Source organism: Streptomyces acidicola (assembly GCF_009377235.1).
In the GTDB taxonomy this organism is placed as follows: domain Bacteria; phylum Actinomycetota; class Actinomycetes; order Streptomycetales; family Streptomycetaceae; genus Streptomyces; species Streptomyces acidicola.
This window is the reverse complement of record NZ_VMNX01000075.1, coordinates 1-17,562: the sequence shown is the minus strand read 5'-3', so window position 1 is coordinate 17,562 and position 17,562 is coordinate 1. Positions and strand designations below refer to the sequence as shown.

At 70.1% G+C, this 17,562-nt stretch carries 16 protein-coding genes and 1 pseudogene; 9 read left to right on the top strand and 8 right to left on the bottom strand.

The features are described 5' to 3' along the window. Positions 1-31 precede the first annotated feature (31 nt). Positions 32-730, top strand: coding sequence for an HAD family hydrolase (locus tag FPZ41_RS20640; protein WP_152864688.1), 699 nt, complete (start codon positions 32-34; stop codon positions 728-730). Between the two features lie 316 nt (positions 731-1,046). Here the strand turns inward: FPZ41_RS20640 and FPZ41_RS20635 are convergent, their stop codons facing one another. Further along, positions 1,047-2,549 carry an LVIVD repeat-containing protein gene (locus tag FPZ41_RS20635; RefSeq protein WP_322620502.1) on the bottom strand — a complete coding sequence of 501 codons (1,503 nt, stop codon included), beginning with the start codon at positions 2,547-2,549 and terminating at the stop codon, positions 1,047-1,049. A gap of 197 nt (positions 2,550-2,746) precedes the next feature. Between FPZ41_RS20635 and FPZ41_RS20630 the strand changes: the two genes are divergently transcribed. Then, the gene (locus tag FPZ41_RS20630) at positions 2,747-3,418 is read left to right on the top strand and encodes a DUF305 domain-containing protein (RefSeq protein ID WP_322620501.1); all 672 of its coding nucleotides are present in this window, start codon (positions 2,747-2,749) and stop codon (positions 3,416-3,418) included. 61 nt (positions 3,419-3,479) lie between these two features. Here the strand turns inward: FPZ41_RS20630 and FPZ41_RS20625 are convergent, their stop codons facing one another. After that, complete coding sequence (locus FPZ41_RS20625) at positions 3,480-3,950, bottom strand: DUF6214 family protein (protein ID WP_322620500.1); 471 nt, start codon at positions 3,948-3,950, stop codon at positions 3,480-3,482. A gap of 184 nt (positions 3,951-4,134) precedes the next feature. Here FPZ41_RS20625 and FPZ41_RS20620 point away from each other — a divergent pair, with 184 nt between their 5' ends. Continuing rightward, complete coding sequence (locus FPZ41_RS20620) at positions 4,135-5,478, top strand: FAD-dependent oxidoreductase (protein WP_322620499.1); 1,344 nt, start codon at positions 4,135-4,137, stop codon at positions 5,476-5,478. 179 nt (positions 5,479-5,657) lie between these two features. Further along, the gene (locus FPZ41_RS20615) at positions 5,658-7,043 is read left to right on the top strand and encodes a nucleobase:cation symporter-2 family protein (protein WP_152864683.1); all 1,386 of its coding nucleotides are present in this window, start codon (positions 5,658-5,660) and stop codon (positions 7,041-7,043) included. On the opposite strand, the gene FPZ41_RS20610 is transcribed toward FPZ41_RS20615, so the two are convergent. Continuing rightward, on the bottom strand, positions 6,966-7,322 hold the full coding sequence (locus FPZ41_RS20610; RefSeq protein WP_322620498.1) for an ArsR/SmtB family transcription factor: 357 nt from the start codon (positions 7,320-7,322) through the stop codon (positions 6,966-6,968). The two genes, FPZ41_RS20615 and FPZ41_RS20610, sit on opposite strands and share 78 nt — an antisense overlap. Before the next feature lie 124 nt (positions 7,323-7,446). Between FPZ41_RS20610 and FPZ41_RS20605 the strand changes: the two genes are divergently transcribed. Then, on the top strand, positions 7,447-8,526 hold the full coding sequence (locus FPZ41_RS20605) for an NADH:flavin oxidoreductase/NADH oxidase (protein WP_152864681.1): 1,080 nt from the start codon (positions 7,447-7,449) through the stop codon (positions 8,524-8,526). A gap of 55 nt (positions 8,527-8,581) precedes the next feature. Here the strand turns inward: FPZ41_RS20605 and FPZ41_RS20600 are convergent, their stop codons facing one another. Further along, positions 8,582-9,904 carry an SGNH/GDSL hydrolase family protein gene (locus FPZ41_RS20600; RefSeq protein ID WP_228022859.1) on the bottom strand — a complete coding sequence of 441 codons (1,323 nt, stop codon included), beginning with the start codon at positions 9,902-9,904 and terminating at the stop codon, positions 8,582-8,584. A 185-nt stretch (positions 9,905-10,089) separates the two neighbouring features. Beyond that, positions 10,090-11,457, bottom strand: coding sequence for an extracellular catalytic domain type 1 short-chain-length polyhydroxyalkanoate depolymerase (locus FPZ41_RS20595; protein WP_322620497.1), 1,368 nt, complete (start codon positions 11,455-11,457; stop codon positions 10,090-10,092). Positions 11,458-11,890: 433 nt separating this feature from the next. On the opposite strand from FPZ41_RS20595, the gene FPZ41_RS20590 reads away from it, so the two are divergent. Together FPZ41_RS20590 and FPZ41_RS20585 are read left to right on the top strand one after the other, a co-directional pair. Continuing rightward, positions 11,891-12,871, top strand: coding sequence for a pectate lyase family protein (locus tag FPZ41_RS20590; RefSeq protein WP_152864726.1), 981 nt, complete (start codon positions 11,891-11,893; stop codon positions 12,869-12,871). 93 nt (positions 12,872-12,964) lie between these two features. Beyond that, positions 12,965-13,768: a pectate lyase gene (locus tag FPZ41_RS20585; RefSeq protein WP_152864675.1), complete on the top strand. Its 804-nt coding sequence runs from the start codon at positions 12,965-12,967 to the stop codon at positions 13,766-13,768. A 236-nt stretch (positions 13,769-14,004) separates the two neighbouring features. On the opposite strand, the gene FPZ41_RS20580 is transcribed toward FPZ41_RS20585, so the two are convergent. Then, positions 14,005-14,586: an Rv1733c family protein gene (locus FPZ41_RS20580; protein WP_152864673.1), complete on the bottom strand. Its 582-nt coding sequence runs from the start codon at positions 14,584-14,586 to the stop codon at positions 14,005-14,007. A gap of 293 nt (positions 14,587-14,879) precedes the next feature. On the opposite strand from FPZ41_RS20580, the gene FPZ41_RS20575 reads away from it, so the two are divergent. Further along, positions 14,880-15,965 carry a WD40/YVTN/BNR-like repeat-containing protein gene (locus FPZ41_RS20575; protein WP_152864671.1) on the top strand — a complete coding sequence of 362 codons (1,086 nt, stop codon included), beginning with the start codon at positions 14,880-14,882 and terminating at the stop codon, positions 15,963-15,965. A gap of 121 nt (positions 15,966-16,086) precedes the next feature. Here FPZ41_RS20575 and FPZ41_RS20570 read toward each other — a convergent pair whose 3' ends face one another. Further along, complete coding sequence (locus tag FPZ41_RS20570; protein WP_322620496.1) at positions 16,087-16,764, bottom strand: uracil-DNA glycosylase; 678 nt, start codon at positions 16,762-16,764, stop codon at positions 16,087-16,089. A 77-nt stretch (positions 16,765-16,841) separates the two neighbouring features. Beyond that, a complete protein-coding gene (locus FPZ41_RS49550) occupies positions 16,842-16,964 on the bottom strand; it encodes a hypothetical protein (RefSeq protein WP_265584241.1) in 123 nt (40 codons plus the stop codon). Positions 16,965-17,099: 135 nt separating this feature from the next. Between FPZ41_RS49550 and FPZ41_RS20560 the strand changes: the two are divergent. Continuing rightward, positions 17,100-17,562: pseudogene (locus FPZ41_RS20560) on the top strand (ATPase); the annotation flags it as partial.

Genomic DNA, 17,562 nt, shown 5'->3' with positions numbered 1-17,562 from the left:
TTTTCGGGGCCCGGCACGAAGGATCCTCGTCATGACGATCAAAGCCGTGCTCTTCGACTTCTCGGGCACCCTCTTCCGTATCGAGTCCACCGAGTCCTGGCTGCGCGCGGTGCTGGCTGAGGCCGATGTCGCCCTGCCGGAGTCCGACGTGATCCGCACCGCCGAGGCTCTGGAGAGGGCGGGTGCGCTGGCGGGCGGGGCGTTCCCGGCGACAGCGCCGACGGGGGAGTTGGGCGACCTGTGGGCGATCCGGGACGAGAGCGCCGAGCACCACCGGGCCGCCTACACCGGCCTCTCCCGCCAGGTTTCCCTGCCGGATCCGGCGCTCCACGAGGCCCTGTACGACCGCCACATGGCGCCGGTCGCCTGGGAGCCGTACCCGGACGCGGCCGAGGTCCTGACCGCGCTGCGCGAGCGCGGTGTGGCCGTCGGCGTGGTCAGCAACATCGGCTGGGACCTGCGGCCGGTGTTCCGGCACCACGGTCTCGACCCACATGTGGGCACGTACGTGCTGTCGTACGAACACGGCATCCAGAAGCCCGATCCGCGACTGTTCGCCGTCGCGTGCGAGGGATTGGGGGTGGCGCCTGAAGACACGCTGATGGTGGGCGATCAGCCTGCCGCCGACGGAGGTGCCGCGGCGCTGGGCTGTGCGGTGCACTTCGTGGACCATCTGCCGGCGGCGGAACGGCCGGACGGACTGCGGCCCGTGCTGAATCTGGTCGGCTGAGGAAGCGTCAAAGGCCGCCGGGTGACATGCCTCAGGCCGGTGGCTCTGCACACCCGTCCCGGACCATCCCCCGCGTGGCCCGGGACGGGCAGCTCAGGGTGCACCCACGCAGGGTGATCACCCGGAGGCGCTGAGTATAGTTGACTGGCGGCCAGTCAACGCAGGAGTTACAGGATGTCCCCACGCAACGCCTCGGTCAACGAAGAATCGTGACGGCGTTCCAGGAAACGGCTTCCGCGGGCACACCGGTCGTCCGGCCCCGCGGAGGGGTGGACGACCGGTGTGCGGATCAGACGGATGAGACGGATCAGGCAGATCAGTCGAAGTAGTCTGGCTGCGTCTGCACGTTGAGCTCACTCATGCGGACCCGCTCGGCCGCGTCGGTGCGCCGGTCGCTGAGCTTCAGGACGTCGAAGCCCTTCACCATGTCGTTCGAGTAGATGTAGCCGTTGTAGTAGTAGGCCGACCAGGTGCCGCCGCCCACGAGGGTGTCGGTGCTGATCGGGCCGCGCTCGAAGTAGGCGATCTCCTTGGGCTTCGAGGAGTCGGTGAAGTCCCAGACGGAGACGCCGCCCTGGTACCAGGACTGGACCATGATGTCCTTGCCCTTGACCGGGATCAGCGAGCCGTTGTGGGCGACGCAGTTCTCGGTGTCCGCCTGGTAACGCGGGATCTTGTAGTAGCTGCGGAAGACGAGCTTGCGGTCGTCGCCCTTGCCGACGATGTCGTAGATGCCGTCCGCACCGCGGTTCGGTCCGATGGCCTCGTTGCAGGTGGCCGCGCCGCCGCCGCCCAACTCGTCGGTGAAGACGACCTTGTTGGCCTTCTGGTTGAAGGTCGCCGAGTGCCAGAACGCGAAGTTCACGTTGTCCTGGACCTGGTCGATGACCTTCGGGCGCTCCGGGTCCTTGATGTCGAGGAGGATGCCGTCACCCATGCAGGCGCCCGCCGCGAGGTCCTTGGAGGGCAGCACGGTGATGTCGTGGCAGCCGGTCGTCTTGGACACGCCCGGGTTGGTGGGCCCGCCCGGGTTGCCGCCGCCGTCCGGCCCCTCACCGGGGAAGAGCACCGGGAAGTTCACCACGGCCGCCCTCTCGGGCGCGTTACGCGGCACCTTGATGACGGAGATGCCGTCGTGCGGCGGCTGGCAGTCGGGGAACGAGGCGCTCGGCGAGTACGAGGAGACGTAGATGTAGACGTTCTTGCGCTCGGGCACCAGCGAGTGGGTGTGCGAGCCGCAGGCGGTCTCGACGGCGGCGACGTACTTCGGGTTCTTCTTGTCGCTGATGTCGAAGACCTTCATGCCCTCCCACGAGGACTTCTCGGTCGCGGGCTGCGTGGTGCTGTTGCAGGAGCTGTCGCTGCGCGAGGAGTCCGTGGACAGGAACAGCAGGTTGCCGGAGACGGAGATGTCGTTCTGCGAGCCCGGGCACAGCACCTGGGACACCGTCTTCGGAGCCTTCGGGTTGCTGATGTCGAAGATACGGAAGCCGTCGTAGTTGCCGGCGAAGGCGTACCTGCCCTGGAACGCCAGGTCCGAGTTGGTACCGGGCAGCAGGTCCTTGGGGACATTGGCGACGTGCTTCATGTTGTCGGAGTGGACGATCTCGTCCTTCCCCGGTATGTCACCGCTCTCGATCGCCGCCCTCGCCTCGGCGGCGTCGCTCTTGGAGACCTTCTCCGGGGCGGCGGGACTGTCCCCGGGGTCGGGAGTCGCGGCCGCCGGCCCGGCGGTGAGCAGTGCGGCCAGGAGCCCCACCGCGGTCGCGGCAACTCCGAGGCGTCTGCGGCGCGTTCGCAGGTCGTTCAACAGGGTCACTGTGTCCGTCCTCCCTCGTAGCCGTTCGCTGGTGAACGGTTCATGGACCCCCGCAGTATCGTCCGCATCATGCACAGATCAACAGATGGCAACACACTCGTAATGAATATTTTTGATCACTGATGCTCCGAAGCGTGCTAGACCGGTCACCAACACTCACGAGGTGTACGTCAGTTCCTGTGCTCCAGGAGGTCACTGTGCTCGTTCGTCGTACGTCCCGCGCGCCACTGATCCCGGCGTTGGCGGCGGCTGCCCTGCTCGCGCTCGCGGGGTGCGACTCCGGGGCGGACTCGGGCGAGGACGCCGACTCCGCGAAGGCGACCGGGCCCGCGGTGATCGCCCCCGGCAAGCCGGGCGAGGCCGCCGAGACCCTTTCCGCCGAGGACGCCAAGAAGCGGCGCGCGGAGGACGACTCACCCAACGCGGCGGACTTCACCTACGCGCAGATGATGATCAAGCACCACACCCAGGCCGTGGAGATGACCGCACTCGTGCCCAGCCGCGCCGAGTCGACCCAGGTCAAGCGCCTCGCCGCGCGCATCTCGGCCGCGCAACAGCCGGAAATCGACGCCATGAAGGGCTGGCTGAAGAACAACGGCGGCGAGAAGAAGGACACTTCGGGCGGGCACGAACAGCACGAGGCGATGCCCGGAATGGCCACCGAGGCGCAGCTGGAGAAGCTGCGGGCGGCGAAGGGGAAGGCCTTCGACCAGCTCTTCCTGACACTGGTGACCACCCATCACGAGGGCGCCATCACAATGGCCACGGACCTGAAGGCCGCGGGCAACAACATCCTGGTCGAGGAGATGGCCGACGACGTGATCGCGCAGCAGACGGCGGAGATGAGCCGGATGCGCGAGATGCTGTGACGGCCGCCGCACGCGACGGCGACCGGCCGGGGTCCCCTGGCACCGCGTGTGACGACAGGGCCTAACGCCGTGTGTGACGTGGTGTCAGGAAGCCCTCGTCCCGTGCTCCGGCGATCAGCTTGAGCGATCTGCGGCGGCTGTGACCGGTCGCCCGCATCACCGCGAGGACCGGATCGATCCCCTGCTCCTGGGCGGCGCGGTACTCCTCGGCGACGCGCCGCCGCCCCTCGACGCCGTGCGGCCAGGCGGACCGGGCGCCGCACGCCTCGAAGAGCGGACCCTCGATCCAGTCCGCGAGCACGGTCAGGTCGTCCAGGGACAGCGACGGCTGGGCCCGTACCTCTTCGAGGAGGACGTGCCCCTCGGACACCACGGCGAGTACGTCGACACGGGCACCGTCGGGGAAGATCAGCTGGGCGTTGTACCAGGCCGTGGCTCCGTCGTGCTCCTGCACTTCCCACGCGGGCCACACGGAGACGACCCCGTCCGGACGGTTCCGGCCAGAAAGGTGAATGAAGGATTCTGCCAGCACATGCACAACGTAGGGAATGATCACATCCGCTGCGCAGCACCACGCGCGCCCGGGCCCCTACGGCACCCCGTCAGCGCAGCGGGCGCCACCCCCTCGGGTGGTGTCCCGCTCGTGTCCCTCCCGTGTTGGACGGTGCGGTGCGATGCTGAAGGCATCAGCGATCTCCTCGTCTAAGGAGTCCCCCGTGCTGCGTGTCGCCGTCGTCGGCTCGGGTCCGAGCGGGGTCTACACCGCGCAGACCCTGGTGCAGCAGGATCCCTCGGTGCACGTCGACGTCCTGGACCGGCTGCCGTGCCCCTACGGCCTGGTGCGGTACGGGGTCGCGCCCGACCACGAGAAGATCAAGTCGCTGCAGAACAACCTGCGGACCGTGCTGGAGCACGAGCGGGTGCGTTTCCTGGGCGGCGTCGAGGTCGGTCCGGCCGGACTGCCGGTCGAGCGCCTGCGGGCGCTGTACCACGCGGTGGTGTACTGCGTGGGCGCCGCCACGGACCGGCGTCTCGGCATCCCGGGCGAGGACCTGTGGGGCAGCTGGTCGGCGACCGAGTTCGTGTCCTGGTACAGCGCCCACCCGGACTCTCTCACGGACGGGTTCGTGCTCAGTGCCCGGGCGGCCGTGGTGATCGGCGTCGGGAACGTCGCGGTGGACGTGACCCGGATGCTGGCCCGGGGCGCGACGGAGCTGAGCCCCACCGACATGCCGCAGGACGCCTTGGCCGCGCTCGCCGCCAGCGAGGTCACCCAGGTCCACATGGTGGGCCGGCGCGGCCCGTCGCAGGCGCGCTTCACCACCAAGGAGCTGCGCGAGCTGGGCAGCATGCCGGACACCCGGGTGAGCGTGAATCCGTCGGAGCTGGAGCTCGATCCGGCGTATGTCGACCCGTCCGGTCTGCCCGCCCCCCAGCGCCGCAACGTGGAGGTGCTGCGTGGCTGGGCCTCCTCGCCCACCGGGGACGACCGGCACACGATCTCGCTGCGCTTCTTCCTCCGGCCCGTCGAGTTCCTCGCCGACGGCGACCGCGTGTGCGGGGTGCGCTTCGAGCGGACGGAGCCGGACGGGCGGGGCGGGGTGACGGGCACCGGCGAGTACGAGGAGATCGAGGCCCAGCTGGTGCTGCGGTCGGTGGGCTACCGCGGGGTGCCGCTCGACGGGCTGCCGTTCGACGCGGAGCGCGGCACAGTGCCGCATCTGGCCGGGCGGGTGCTGCGCGAGGGTGTGGTGGCGCCGGGCGAGTACGTGGCCGGATGGATCAAGCGGGGCCCGACCGGGGTGATCGGCACCAACCGGCCGTGCGCCAAGGAGACGGTGACCTCGCTGCTGGAGGACGCCCCCGTCCTCGCACGGCGGAAGGTGTCCGGCGATCCGCTCGAAGCGCTGCGGGCGGCGGGCATCACGCCTGTGGAGTGGTCGGGGTGGCAGGCGATCGAGCGGGCCGAGGCGGAGCTCGGGGCCTCGCTCGGGCGGGGTGTGGTGAAGCTGCCGGACTGGAAGTCGCTGCTGGAGGCGGCGCGTAGCGGGAGCGCATGACAGGGGTGCCCGCGGGGCAGGCCGTACCAGGGTCGCCCGTGCTTCGGTGGCCATGACACCCATCGGCAACACCGCCGAAATCAACAAACGGTGCAAGCCCGTTACGGTCTCGTGCTGTTCAAGCCGTCCCGACCTGCATTGTCATGCCCCTGATAGGCCCGCTCGCCTCTGGAGTACCCATGGCCACGCCCGCGCCCGTGCACCCCGTGGACGAAGTCCCGCCCATACGCCAGTTGGCCGCCTTCGGCCTGCAACATGTGCTCGCGATGTACGCGGGCGCCGTGGCGGTCCCGCTGATCGTCGGCGGAGCCATGGGGCTGCCGCCCGCCGACCTGGCGTACCTGATCACCGCGGACCTGCTGGTGTGCGGGATCGCGACGCTCATCCAGTGCGTGGGCGTGTGGCGGTTCGGGGTGCGGTTGCCGATCATGCAGGGCTGTACGTTCGCGGCCGTGTCGCCGATGGTGCTCATAGGGACGGAGGGCGGCGGACTTCCCGCGATCTACGGCTCGGTGATCGTGGCCGGACTCGCGATCATGCTGCTGGCACCCGTCTTCGGCAGGCTGCTGCGCTTCTTCCCGCCGCTCGTCACGGGCACGGTCATCCTCATCATCGGTGTCTCCCTGCTGCCCGTCGCGGGCAACTGGGCCGCCGGCGGGGTGGGCGCGGAGGACTTCGGGGAGCCGGAGAACCTGGCGCTCGCCGCCTTCGTACTCCTCGTGGTGCTGGGCGTGCAGCGGTTCGCGCCCGTGTTCCTGAGCCGGATCGCGGTGCTGGTCGGCATCGGCGTGGGGCTCGCGGTCGCGGTGCCGTTCGGGTTCACGGACTTCAGCGGGGTCGGGGACGCCGACTGGCTGGGCATCAGCACACCGTTCCACTTCGGCGTGCCCACGTTCCATGTCTCGGCGATCCTGTCGATGCTGGTCGTGGCCCTGGTGACGATGACCGAGACGACGGGTGACCTGATAGCCGTCGGCGAGATGACCGACCGGAAGGTCGAGCCGCGTTCGCTCGCCGACGGTCTGCGGGCCGACGGCTTCTCGACCGTCCTCGGCGGTGTGTTCAACACCTTCCCGTACACGGCGTACGCCCAGAACGTGGGCCTCGTCGGCATGACCCGCGTGCGCAGCCGCTGGGTCGTCGCCACCGCGGGCGGCATCCTCGTGCTGCTCGGCCTGCTGCCCAAGCTGGGCGCGGTGGTCGCGGCGATCCCGGCGCCGGTGCTCGGCGGTGCGGGCCTGGTGATGTTCGGCACGGTCGCCGGGAGCGGACTGCGCACGCTGGCCCGAGTCGACTTCCGGGGCAACAACAACCTGACGGTCGTGGCGGTCTCGGTGGCCGTGGGCATGCTGCCGGTCGGGGTGCCGACGGTCTACGACAAGTTCCCGGAGTGGTTCCAGACGGTGATGGACAGCGGGATCAGCGCGGGCTGCCTGACGGCGATCGTGCTGAACCTGCTCTTCAACCACCTGCCCGCGAGGGCCGGTTCAGCCACCGAGGCGGGCGGCCTGGCGAGCGGCGGCGGCGAGAAGGCTGTCGAGGAGCCCCGGGAAGAGGTCGTCTAGGTCGTCGTCGCGCAGGCCGTTCATCTTGGCCGTGCCCCGGTAGGTCTGCCGGATCACCCCGCTCTCGCGCAGCACTCGGAAGTGGTGCGTGGTCGTGGACTTGGTGACCGGCAGGTCGAAGTCCGAGCAGGTGAGCTCGCCGCCGTCGGCGGCGAGCTCTCGCACGATCCGCAGACGCATCGGGTCGGAGAGCGCGTGCAGGACGCCCTCCAGCCGGATCTCGTCGCGCGCCGGGTGCGGGAGGGCGCGGCCTGCGGCGGCAGGGGCGGCGGGGGTCACGTCGGCTCCAGTTCATTCGCGAGACCTCCATTGTACGAGAGGCATCGTAGTTTGACACCTCCCGTACTACGATGCCTATCGTATGAGTCGTCCTTCGGCCCCGTGACGAATGGAGCAGCTCACCATGAGCGCCCTCTCCCAGCCCCTCAGCCTCCGTGACGTGACGATCCCGAACCGGGTGTGGATGGCCCCGATGTGCCAGTACTCGGCCGCGCCCGAGGGACCGGACACGGGCGCCCCCGGCGACTGGCACTTCGCGCACTACGGAGCCCGGGCCACCGGCGGTACGGGCCTGATCCTCGTCGAGGCGACCGCTGTCCGCCCCGAGGGCCGCATCTCCCCGTACGACCTCGGGATCTGGAACGACACCCAGGTCGAGGCGTTCCGCCGGCTCACGCACTTCATGAAGGCGCAGGGCACGGTGCCCGGCATCCAGCTCGCTCACGCCGGCCGCAAGGCCTCGACGGACCGGCCCTGGAAGGGTGGCGCGCCGGTCGGGCCGGACGCCCACGGATGGCAGCCGCTGGCTCCGAGCGCGATCGCGTTCGACGAGGGGCACCCGGTGCCGGACGAGCTGACCGTGGATCAGATCCGGGAGATCACGGGCCAGTTCGCTCAGGCCGCCCGGCGTGCCCTGACCGCCGGTTTCGAGGTCGTCGAGATCCACGGTGCGCACGGCTACCTGATCAACGAGTTCCTCTCCCCGCACTCCAACCACCGCACGGACGCGTACGGCGGCTCGTACGAGAACCGCATCCGCTTCGCCCTCGACGTCGTCGACGCGGTGCGGGAGGTGTGGCCCGACGACAAGCCGTTGTTCTTCCGCATCTCCGCCACCGACTGGCTTGAGGACGCAGGCTGGACGGCCGACGACACCGTCCGCTTCGCCTCCGCGCTCCAGGAGCACGGCGTCGACCTGCTGGACGTCTCCAGCGGCGGCAACGCCCCGCACGTCCGCATCCCGGTCGGCCCCGGCTACCAGGTGCCGTTCGCCGCCCGGGTGAAGGCCCAGGCCACACTCCCCGTGGCCGCCGTCGGTCTCATCACCGACGCGGAGCAGGCCGAGAAGATCCTGGTCAACGAGGAGGCGGACGCGGTCCTGCTGGGCCGCGAACTGCTCCGCAACCCCTCCTTCGCCCGCCTCGCGGCCCGCGAACTCGGCGCGGACATCCACGTACCGGACCAGTACCTGCGGTCCGCCTGAGCGGACGTCCCGGGCCGCACCGTGCCGCGCGCCCCCACCGCGAGTACGGCCGCATTCAGTCGGCGGTGAGGCCGGAGGGCCGGGGCGGGGTGCGGAAGAGCCGGGTGGGTACGGCGGCGGCCAGGGTCCGGTAGCCCTCCGGGTTGAGGTGCAGCCAGTCCCCGTCGTGGAGTTCGGTGCGCAGACGGCGCGGGTCCGCGGGGTCGCGTACCGCGCGGTCGAGGTCGATGACCGCGTCGAAGGCGCCGCTGGTGCGGATCCAGTCGTTGACGGCTCGCCGTGAGGCCTCGCGCAGCCCGGCGGGGTCGTCGTACAGGGTGTTGCCGCCGAACGGCAGGAGCGTCGCGCCGTACACACGGATGCCCTGCGCGTGCGCGCGGACGACGATCTGCTCGTAGGCGGCGACGAGGTCGGCGGTGACGGCGCGCTGGGCGGGCTCGGTGGCCGCCGCGGTGCCGATGTCGTTGACGCCCTCGAAGACGATCAGCCAGGCGACACCGCTGCGGGCCAGGATGTCGCGGTCGAGGCGGGCGAGGACGCTCGGACCGAGGCCGTCGTTGAGGACCCGGTTGCCGCCCGCGGCCTGGTTCAGGACGGCGACGTCGGCAGTGGCGGGATGCGCCTGGAGACGGTCGAAGAACTGGTCGGGCCAGCGGTTGTTGCCGTTGGTCGTGGAGCCGCGGCCGTCGGTCAGTGAGTCACCGAGGACGGCGATGGCGGCCGTGGTGGCGCGGGAGACGACCTCGACGTCGCTCAGCAGGTACCAGTGGTCGGTGGCGGTCGCCCCGGACAGGTCCGCGGCCGTCGAGTGGTCGCCGTGCCGGAGGTACGACGTCGTGCGGGAGCCGGGGTGGGAGGTGAGCGCGAGGGACTTCTGGCCCTCGGCGAGGTGGGCCGTCACGGTCAGGTTGGTGCCCGGCCGGAGGTCGAACTCCAGAGGGTCGGAGACCAGTTGGGCGCCGACCGGCACGGTGGCCGACCGACGTCCGTTGAACGTCACCCGCTGAAGGCTCCCGGGCTCAATGGCACTGACTCCGGCCCGCCCGTCCCGGGGCAGGGCCACGGTCACCGCGGTGAGGGGCAGCGCGGCGCCGCCGAAGGCGTTGGAGAAGCGCAGCCGAACGCGCTCACCGCCGGTGGAGACACGCACTGTCTGCCGCAGGGTGGTGTCGACCAGGACGGCGTCGCTCCCGGTGAACGGCGGGGGCGGCATGTTGCCGGGCTCGGTGAGCTGCGGCATCGCGGTCCAGGTGTTCACCCAGTGCCACTGGGCCGTACGCGACTGCTGGGCGGCCGCCGGTTCGCCGCTGTGGCCGACGGCACCCATCGCGGACGAGGTGGCGACGAGGGCCAGCGCCAGCACGCACACGGCGATCAAGGGGACGAAGGGTGCGCTTCTCCACGACTGCGGCTGCTGCGATGACTGTGACGGATGCGTCGGCTGTGGCTCTCCGTGCGACGGCTTCACGAGCGACGTGCCTTCCTGTACGCGGGGTGGCATCGGCGGGCGCGCGCCGGGGGCCCGGCGCGCGCCTGGAAACGGGCGGTTGTACGTGACGTCCGTCAGGTGGTGCAGTTGGCGCCGTTGAGGGCGAAGGCGGTGGGGCCCGCGCTGCCGCCGGTATGGCCGGCCTGGTAGCCGATGCCGACGCTAGCGCCCGGGGCGATCGTGGCGTTGTACGCGGCGTTGGTGGCGGTCACCGCCCCGCTCGCCGGTGCGTAGGTGGCGCCCCAGCCGTTGGTGATGGTCTGGCCGGCGGGGAGCGTGAAGGCGAGACTCCACCCGTTGACGGCGGTGGTGCCGGTGTTGGTGATGGTCACCGAGGCGGTCAGGCCCGTGCTCCAGGCGTTGGTGGTGACGGAGACCTTGCAGCCGCCGGGCTGGGGTTGGGGCGCGGGGCCGCCGCTGTCCAGGCCGAAGAAGGTGATCACGCGGGCCGCCATGCCCGTGGTAATCAGATTGTGGCCGACGCCCTGGAGGCTGATGGCCTCGACGGGGGCCTGGTCACCGGTGGAGCCGTAGCGGGTGCGGGTCCAGCCGGACGCGGGCGAATCGGTGCGGGTGGGCGTCTGGCTGATGCCCTGCACCTCGGTCCACTGCTTGATCATCTCCCCGAAGTTGGGGTAGCGCAGGACGTCGTCCTCGGTGCCGTGCCAGAGCTGCATACGGGGGCGGGGGCCGGTGTAGCCGGGGTAGGCGCCCCGCACGAGGTCGCCCCACTCCTTCGGGGTGTGCGTCACGGTGCCGCCCGCACAGGCACTGTTCCACTCGGAGCCGTCGGTGGTGGCGAAGCAGCCGAAGGGCACGCCCGCGAACGCGGCGCCGCCGGCGAACACGTCGGGATAGTCGCCCAGCAGGACGTTGGTCATCATCGCCCCCGAGGAGACGCCGGTGGCGAAGATCCGGCCGGTGTCGGCCTCGTAGGTGCGAGTGACATAGTCGATCATGGACTTGATGCCCACCGGGTCACTGCCGCCGCCCCGTTTGAGGGCCTGGGGCGAGGAGACGTCGAAGCACTTGCTGCTACGGGTGACCGACGGGTAGATCACGATGAACCCGTAGCGGTCGGCGAGCGAGGCGAACTCGGTGTTCGAGTAGAACACGGGGCCGGAACCGGTGCACCAGTGGACGGCCACCAGGACCGCGGGGTTCTCGGTGACGGTGTCCGGCACGTACAGGTACATCTGGAGGTTGCTGGGATTGGGGCCGAAGTTCGTCACCTCGGTGAGGGACGCGGTGGGTGCCGCGTCCCCGGCCGGTGCGGCGGGAGCCGCCGTCGCCCCCGGAGGGACAGCTGTGGTCCTGGGGGCCGCCGAGACCTGAGGCGCGGCGAACAACAAGGCCGCGAGTAAGGGGACCAGTCCTCCGAGGAGCGCAAGGAGTGTCGTGCGGAGCGGTCTTCTCGCGGTGATGCCGGCAGGGGTGGACACGTCCTCGTCCCTTTCTGACGCCACGGACAACTGTGGGGAGCAACTGCGCGGAGCAACCGCGCGGGAACCGGCCTCCGGCCGTGGAGACCAAAGGCATCGTGACATGCACATGCAGGCCTTGGAAGCGCTCCCACTCACCGAAAAGATTCGATGAACACGGGGACGGGGCGGGCGCGAAGCGGCCCCAAAACCTTCTGCGTGAACCGTTGACCAGAAAGCGCTTACCCCCTACCTTCCGTTCAGAAGAGTGACCCGACAGCTCCCTCGCACACATGAGACCGGAGCGGCCGGAGGTCAGCACCACCTGGGGAATTGCACTCGTTGAAACCCCACTGCCTCCCTGTCGGGCGGCTCGGCTCGCGCGCGGCGACCAGATTGGCGAACAACAGTCACGTACATGACCCACCAGGTCCTCCTGAAGGGACGCCCCCGCATGCGCACTCTCCCCCCACGTACACGAGCGCGGCGATCCACTCTGGCCGCGGCCACCGCGGCCGCCCTCACAACCGTCGCCATGGTCGCCGCCCCCCAGCCGGCGGGTGCCGCCGAGACCACGCCCATCGGATTCGGCGCGGGCACCACCGGTGGCGGCAGCGCCGGCCCGGTGACCGTGTCGACGCTGTCCGCCTTCCAGACAGCCGTCACCGGGAACGCGGCGAAGGTGGTGCGTGTCAACGGCCTGATCTCGCTGAGCGGTCAGGTCGACATCGGCTCCAACACCACGGTCCTGGGCGTCGGTTCGTCATCCGGCTTCACAGGCGGCGGCCTGCGGATCAAGGGGGCGACCAACGTCGTCGTCCGCAACCTCAACATCAGCAAGCCGGTCGCGCCCTCCGACGGCATCACGGTCCAGGAGTCGACGAAGGTGTGGATCGACCACAACTCCTTCTCGGCGGACCGCGATCACGACAAGGACTACTACGACGGTCTCCTCGACATCAACCACGGCTCCGACTACGTGACGGTGTCCTGGAACACCTTCAAGGACCACTTCAAGGGGTCACTCGTCGGCCACAGCGACAACAACTCCTCGGAGGACACCGGCCATCTGAAGGTGACGTACCACCACAACGAGTTCGACAACGTCTACTCGCGCATCCCGAGCCTGCGCTTCGGCACCGGGCACTTCTACAACAACTACGTGAACGGCGCCGACACCGCCTGCCACTCGCGCATGGGCTCCCAGATGCTCGTCGAGAACAACGTCTTCCGCTCGACGAAGATCGCGGTCACCACGAACCGCAGCAGCGACATCGACGGCTACGCGAACCTGCGCGGCAACGATCTCGGCGGAGCCGCCACCGAGGTCTCCCAGGTGGGCAGCTTCACGAGCCCGCCCTACAGCTACACCGCCGAGTCCGCCTCGTCCGTCGTCGCCTCGGTGACGTCCGGCGCGGGCGCGGGAAAGCTCTAGCCCCCCACGGGACCACCCGGGCAATCCCCCCACACACAACCACCCCCACCGAAGAGCACAGTCCACACCTCAACAGACAGAAGGAATCGGGACATGACTTCTGCGGCACGTCCACGCGCCCGCACGCGCGCGCTGACCGGAGCACTGGCCACACTCGGACTCTCGGTTGGCATGATCATGACGGGCAGCGCCGCTCCGGCAAGCGCCGCCACCTGGCCCACCCCGAACGGCAGCGAGGGGGTCTCCGCCACCATCCCGATCTCCGGCACCAAGGATTACGGGATGAAGCGCCTCTACGGCACCGGGGACCTCGGCTCCGGCGGCCAGGAAGAGGACCAGGGACCGATCCTGGAGCTCGCTGCCGGCGCCGTACTGAAGAACGTCATCATCGGCGCCCCCGCCGCGGACGGCATCCACTGCAAGGGCAGTTGCACACTGCAGAACGTCTGGTGGGAGGACGTCGGCGAGGACGCGGCGACGTTCCGGGGCTCCTCGTCGTCCAACGTCTACACCGTCTCCGGTGGTGGCGCGAAGGAGGCCACCGACAAGGTGTTCCAGTTCAACGGGGCGGGGACGCTCAACATCTCCAACTTCGCCGCGAAGAACTTCGGCACCTTCGTCCGCTCGTGCGGCAACTGCTCCACGCAGTACAAGCGGACGATCAACCTCAACACCATCGAGGCGACCTGGAAGGGCGGCAAGCTCGTCGGCATCAACACCAACTACGGCGACAGCGCCACCCTGAGAGGCATCACGATCGTCGGGGACTCCAGCAAGAAGATCGTCCCCTGCCAGAAGTACATCGGTAACAACACGGGCGCCGAACCGCCCACCAACGGCAGCGGGCCCGACAGCACGTACTGCAAGTATTCGGCGTCCGACATCAGGTACAGCTGAGTAATCAGGTACAGCTGAGTAATCAGGTACAGCTGTGTGATCAGGTACAGCTGTGTGATCAGGTACAGCTGAGTCGCATCCAGTACCGGCGGGTCCGAGTTCGGCTGAGTCCATCGCACTCGTTCCGGCCGCGGCCGGAGCCGGGCGGCTGTGCGAAGCGCCTCTGACGGGCGCCTTCGTACAGCCGCTCCGGCGTGCAGCGCGTGCGGGCGCGGCCGTACGCCCGCCACTCGCCGCTACCAGGTCTTACGCCCCCACAACGGCCCGACACGCTCCCACTCCTCGTCCCACTCCTCCATGCGGCGGCGCTCCAGGCGACCGCGTACAAGGCGGCCGCCCACGAAGGGGACGCCCGCGGCGGTCACGCCCACGAGGACGCCGATCAGCGAGGAGCGGACACGGGCCTCGGACCGTGTGGCCGGCTCGGTGACCATGCGGCCGTCGGTGTCGGTCCAGACCGTGACCGGCGTGCCCACGGCGCTGGCGGGCGCGACCCGGGTCTGGCCGGTGTGGGCGGAGCCGTCCCTCGCCGTCCAGCGGACCTCGGCCCACACGCGCGTGGATCCGGGGGCGGACGTCGCGGCCGCTCCCGGGGCGTCCTCGGTGAGCTGCGCCACGACAGGGCGCCACTCGATGCGCTGCCGGTCGAGGTTCTGCTCGACGGACCTCGTCGCCAACAGTCCGGTGACCACCCCGCCGAGCACGGTGAAGGTCCAGGCCGCGAGGACCACCCATGCCTCGATCCGGTCGCTGCGGCGCCGCAGCGGATTCCGCCGCCATCGCCACAACCACACCTTCGGACCTCGGAATGCCACCATCGAGGGCACCCTCCTCACGAACGCACAGACAAGCCAGGGCGCCCTCCCATACGCGGGTGGCCTCTCCGATGCTCATGACGAATGCGTCACCCCGGCCGGACGGCGCGTTCCGTACGGTCGTCGCGAGCTCCGGCAGGGCCGAATCCAAGCCGGCGTGGTGGCCCGGCCGACATGCTCGTTCGGCGCGGGACACCCGTTCCGACCTGCGGCGACGTCCTCTCCGGGGGTGAGTGTCAGTGGTGGGGTGCAGACTGGCCCGTGTCTGAGACAACGACGTCCCGGAGGTGGCCGGCATGGCCGACATCCTGCTCACCGTAGGCACACGCAAAGGTCTGTTCATCGGACGGCGGCGCGGCGGCGCCTGGGAGTTCGACGAGAGCCCGTACTTCAACGCGCAGGCCGTGTATGCGGTCGCAATCGACACCCGAACGGACACCCCCCGGCTGCTGGTCGGCGGCGACAGCGCGCACTGGGGGCCGTCCGTCTTCCACTCCGACGACCTCGGCCGGACCTGGACCGAGCCCGCCCAGGCCGCCGTGAAGTTCCCCAAGGACACCGGAGCGTCGCTGGAGCGGGTGTGGCAGCTGCACCCCTCGGCGGCGGAGCCGGACGTCGTGTACGCGGGCACGGAGCCTGCCGCCCTGTACCGCTCGGCGGACCGCGGGGAGAGCTTCGACCTCGTCCGGTCCCTGTGGGAGCACCCGACGCGCGACAAGTGGGTGCCCGGTGGCGGCGGGGAGGGCCTGCACACCATCCTCACCGACCGGCGCGACCCGCAGGTGATGACGGTCGCCGTCTCCGCGGCCGGCGTGTTCCGCACCCAGGACGGGGGTACGAGCTGGGCGCCCTCCAACTCCGGTGTCTCCGCGGTGTTCCTGCCGGATCCGAACCCGGAGTTCGGTCAGTGCGTGCACAAGGTCGCGCGGGACTCGGTGACACCGGACCGGATGTACCTGCAGAACCACTGGGGTGTGTACCGCAGCGACGACGCGGGCGCGCACTGGACGGACATCGGCGAGGGGCTGCCGTCCACGTTCGGGTTCGCCGCGGCGGCCCATCCCCACCGCGGGGACACCGCGTACATCTTCCCGATCAACGCCGACGCGGACCGCGTCCCGGCGGGGCGGCGCTGTCGTGTCTTCCGCACGACGGACGCGGGCAGGACCTGGGAGCCGCTGTCGGCCGGCCTGCCGGACGAGGACCACTACGGCACGGTGCTGCGCGACGCGATGTGCACGGACGACGCGGACCCGGCGGGCGTGTACTTCGGCAACAGAAACGGAGAGGTGTACGCGTCGGCGGACGACGGCGACAGCTGGCGGCAGTTGGCGTCCCACCTGCCGGACGTGCTGTGCGTGCGTGCGGCGGTGGTGGGCTGACGGGCACGCCGGGGTCCGGGGCCTGCCTGATCGTCGGGAGACTTCTCCTACGGCTCCCGCACACGTCCGGGGGCTGCCAGGCCGGCCCTCACGGGAACGAGCAGCCGGCCCCGGTCGCCGTCTACGGCAGGCGCCAGTCCACCGGCTGGGCTCCTTGGCGGGCAAGAAAGTCGTTGGCGCGGCTGAACGGGCGGGAGCCGAAGAAGCCTCGGTCCGCCGACATCGGCGAGGGATGAGCCGACTCAATGGCCGGGAGATCCCCGAGAAGGGGCCGAAGATTGCGTGCGTCGCGTCCCCACAGGACGGATACCAGCGGTTTACCGCGCGCGGCCAGCGCCCGGATGGCCTGCTCGGTGACTTCCTCCCACCCCTTGCCCCGGTGTGCCGCGGGCTTGCGGGGGGCCGTCGTCAGCGCCCTGTTGAGCAGCAGCACACCCTGTTTCGTCCACGGCGTCAGATCCCCGTTCGACGGCCTGGGCAGCCCCAGGTCGGAGTTCATCTCCCGGAAGATGTTCTCCAGACTGCCCGGCAGGGAACGCACCTCGGGCGCCACCGCGAAGCTCAACCCGATGGCCATCCCCGGTGTGGGGTAAGGGTCCTGGCCGACAATCAGGACGCGAACGTCGTCGAAGGGCTGCTGGAAGGCCCGCAGGACATTCGGTCCGGACGGCAGATAGGTCCGGCCGGCCCCTATCTCGGCCCGGAGGAAGTCGCCCATGGAGGCGATGCGTTCGGCCACAGGTTCGAGGGCCTTCGCCCAGCCTGCCTCAACAAGTTCATGCAAGGGTCGTGGTGCCACGGCGCGTCACTCTACTGGTCCACGCCATGCCCCCGCACAAACGGAGAAGCCCTCACGCGCGGACGCCGTTCTCGGCGCTACTCTTCCTCCTCGTCCCAGATCTTCGTCGTCCAGATCTTCGTCCAGATCTTCGAGCCCGCCGAGCAGGTCGCGCTGCCGGTCACCGGGAAGGGGAGGAGCTTGGTGCGTCCGCTGGTCAAGCCACGCCGCCGTGGTCGTCGTGCCCACCCCTCCCCCGTGTCCGCGGACCGCGGATTCTTCGACTTCCGTCCGTTCGGCCGCGCGGGCGACCTGCTCGCCCGGCAGGGAACGCGGCCCGTGCATCGGCGGCTGCCATGACCGGCACCCGAGGCCTCGCCCCACCCGTCGTGCTCGCCGTGGACTCGGGTGGCTCCGGGCTCCGCGCGGTGCTGGCCTCGGAAGGCCGGGTCCGCTCCGCTCCGTTGGTGTCCAGGGAGCCGGTGCGGACCGGCCCGCGGGGCATCGACGCCGGGCATCTGCTGGAGCAGCTCCTGCCCATGGCGCGGCAGTTGCTCGACGACGCCGGGAGCGGTCCACCGCGGGCGGTGGCGATCGGCGCCGCCGGGTTCGCGACTCTGGGCGACCGGATGCGCGCCGAACTCCCGGAGGCCCTGGGGCGCGAGCTCGATGTGCGACGGGTCGCGCTGGCCGCCGACGCGGTCACCGCGTATGTGGGCGCCCTCGGGACGCGGGCGGGCGCGGTGGTCGCCGGCGGCACCGGGCTGATCGCCATCGGCACCGACCTGGAGAGCTGGCGCCGGGCGGACGGGTGGGGGC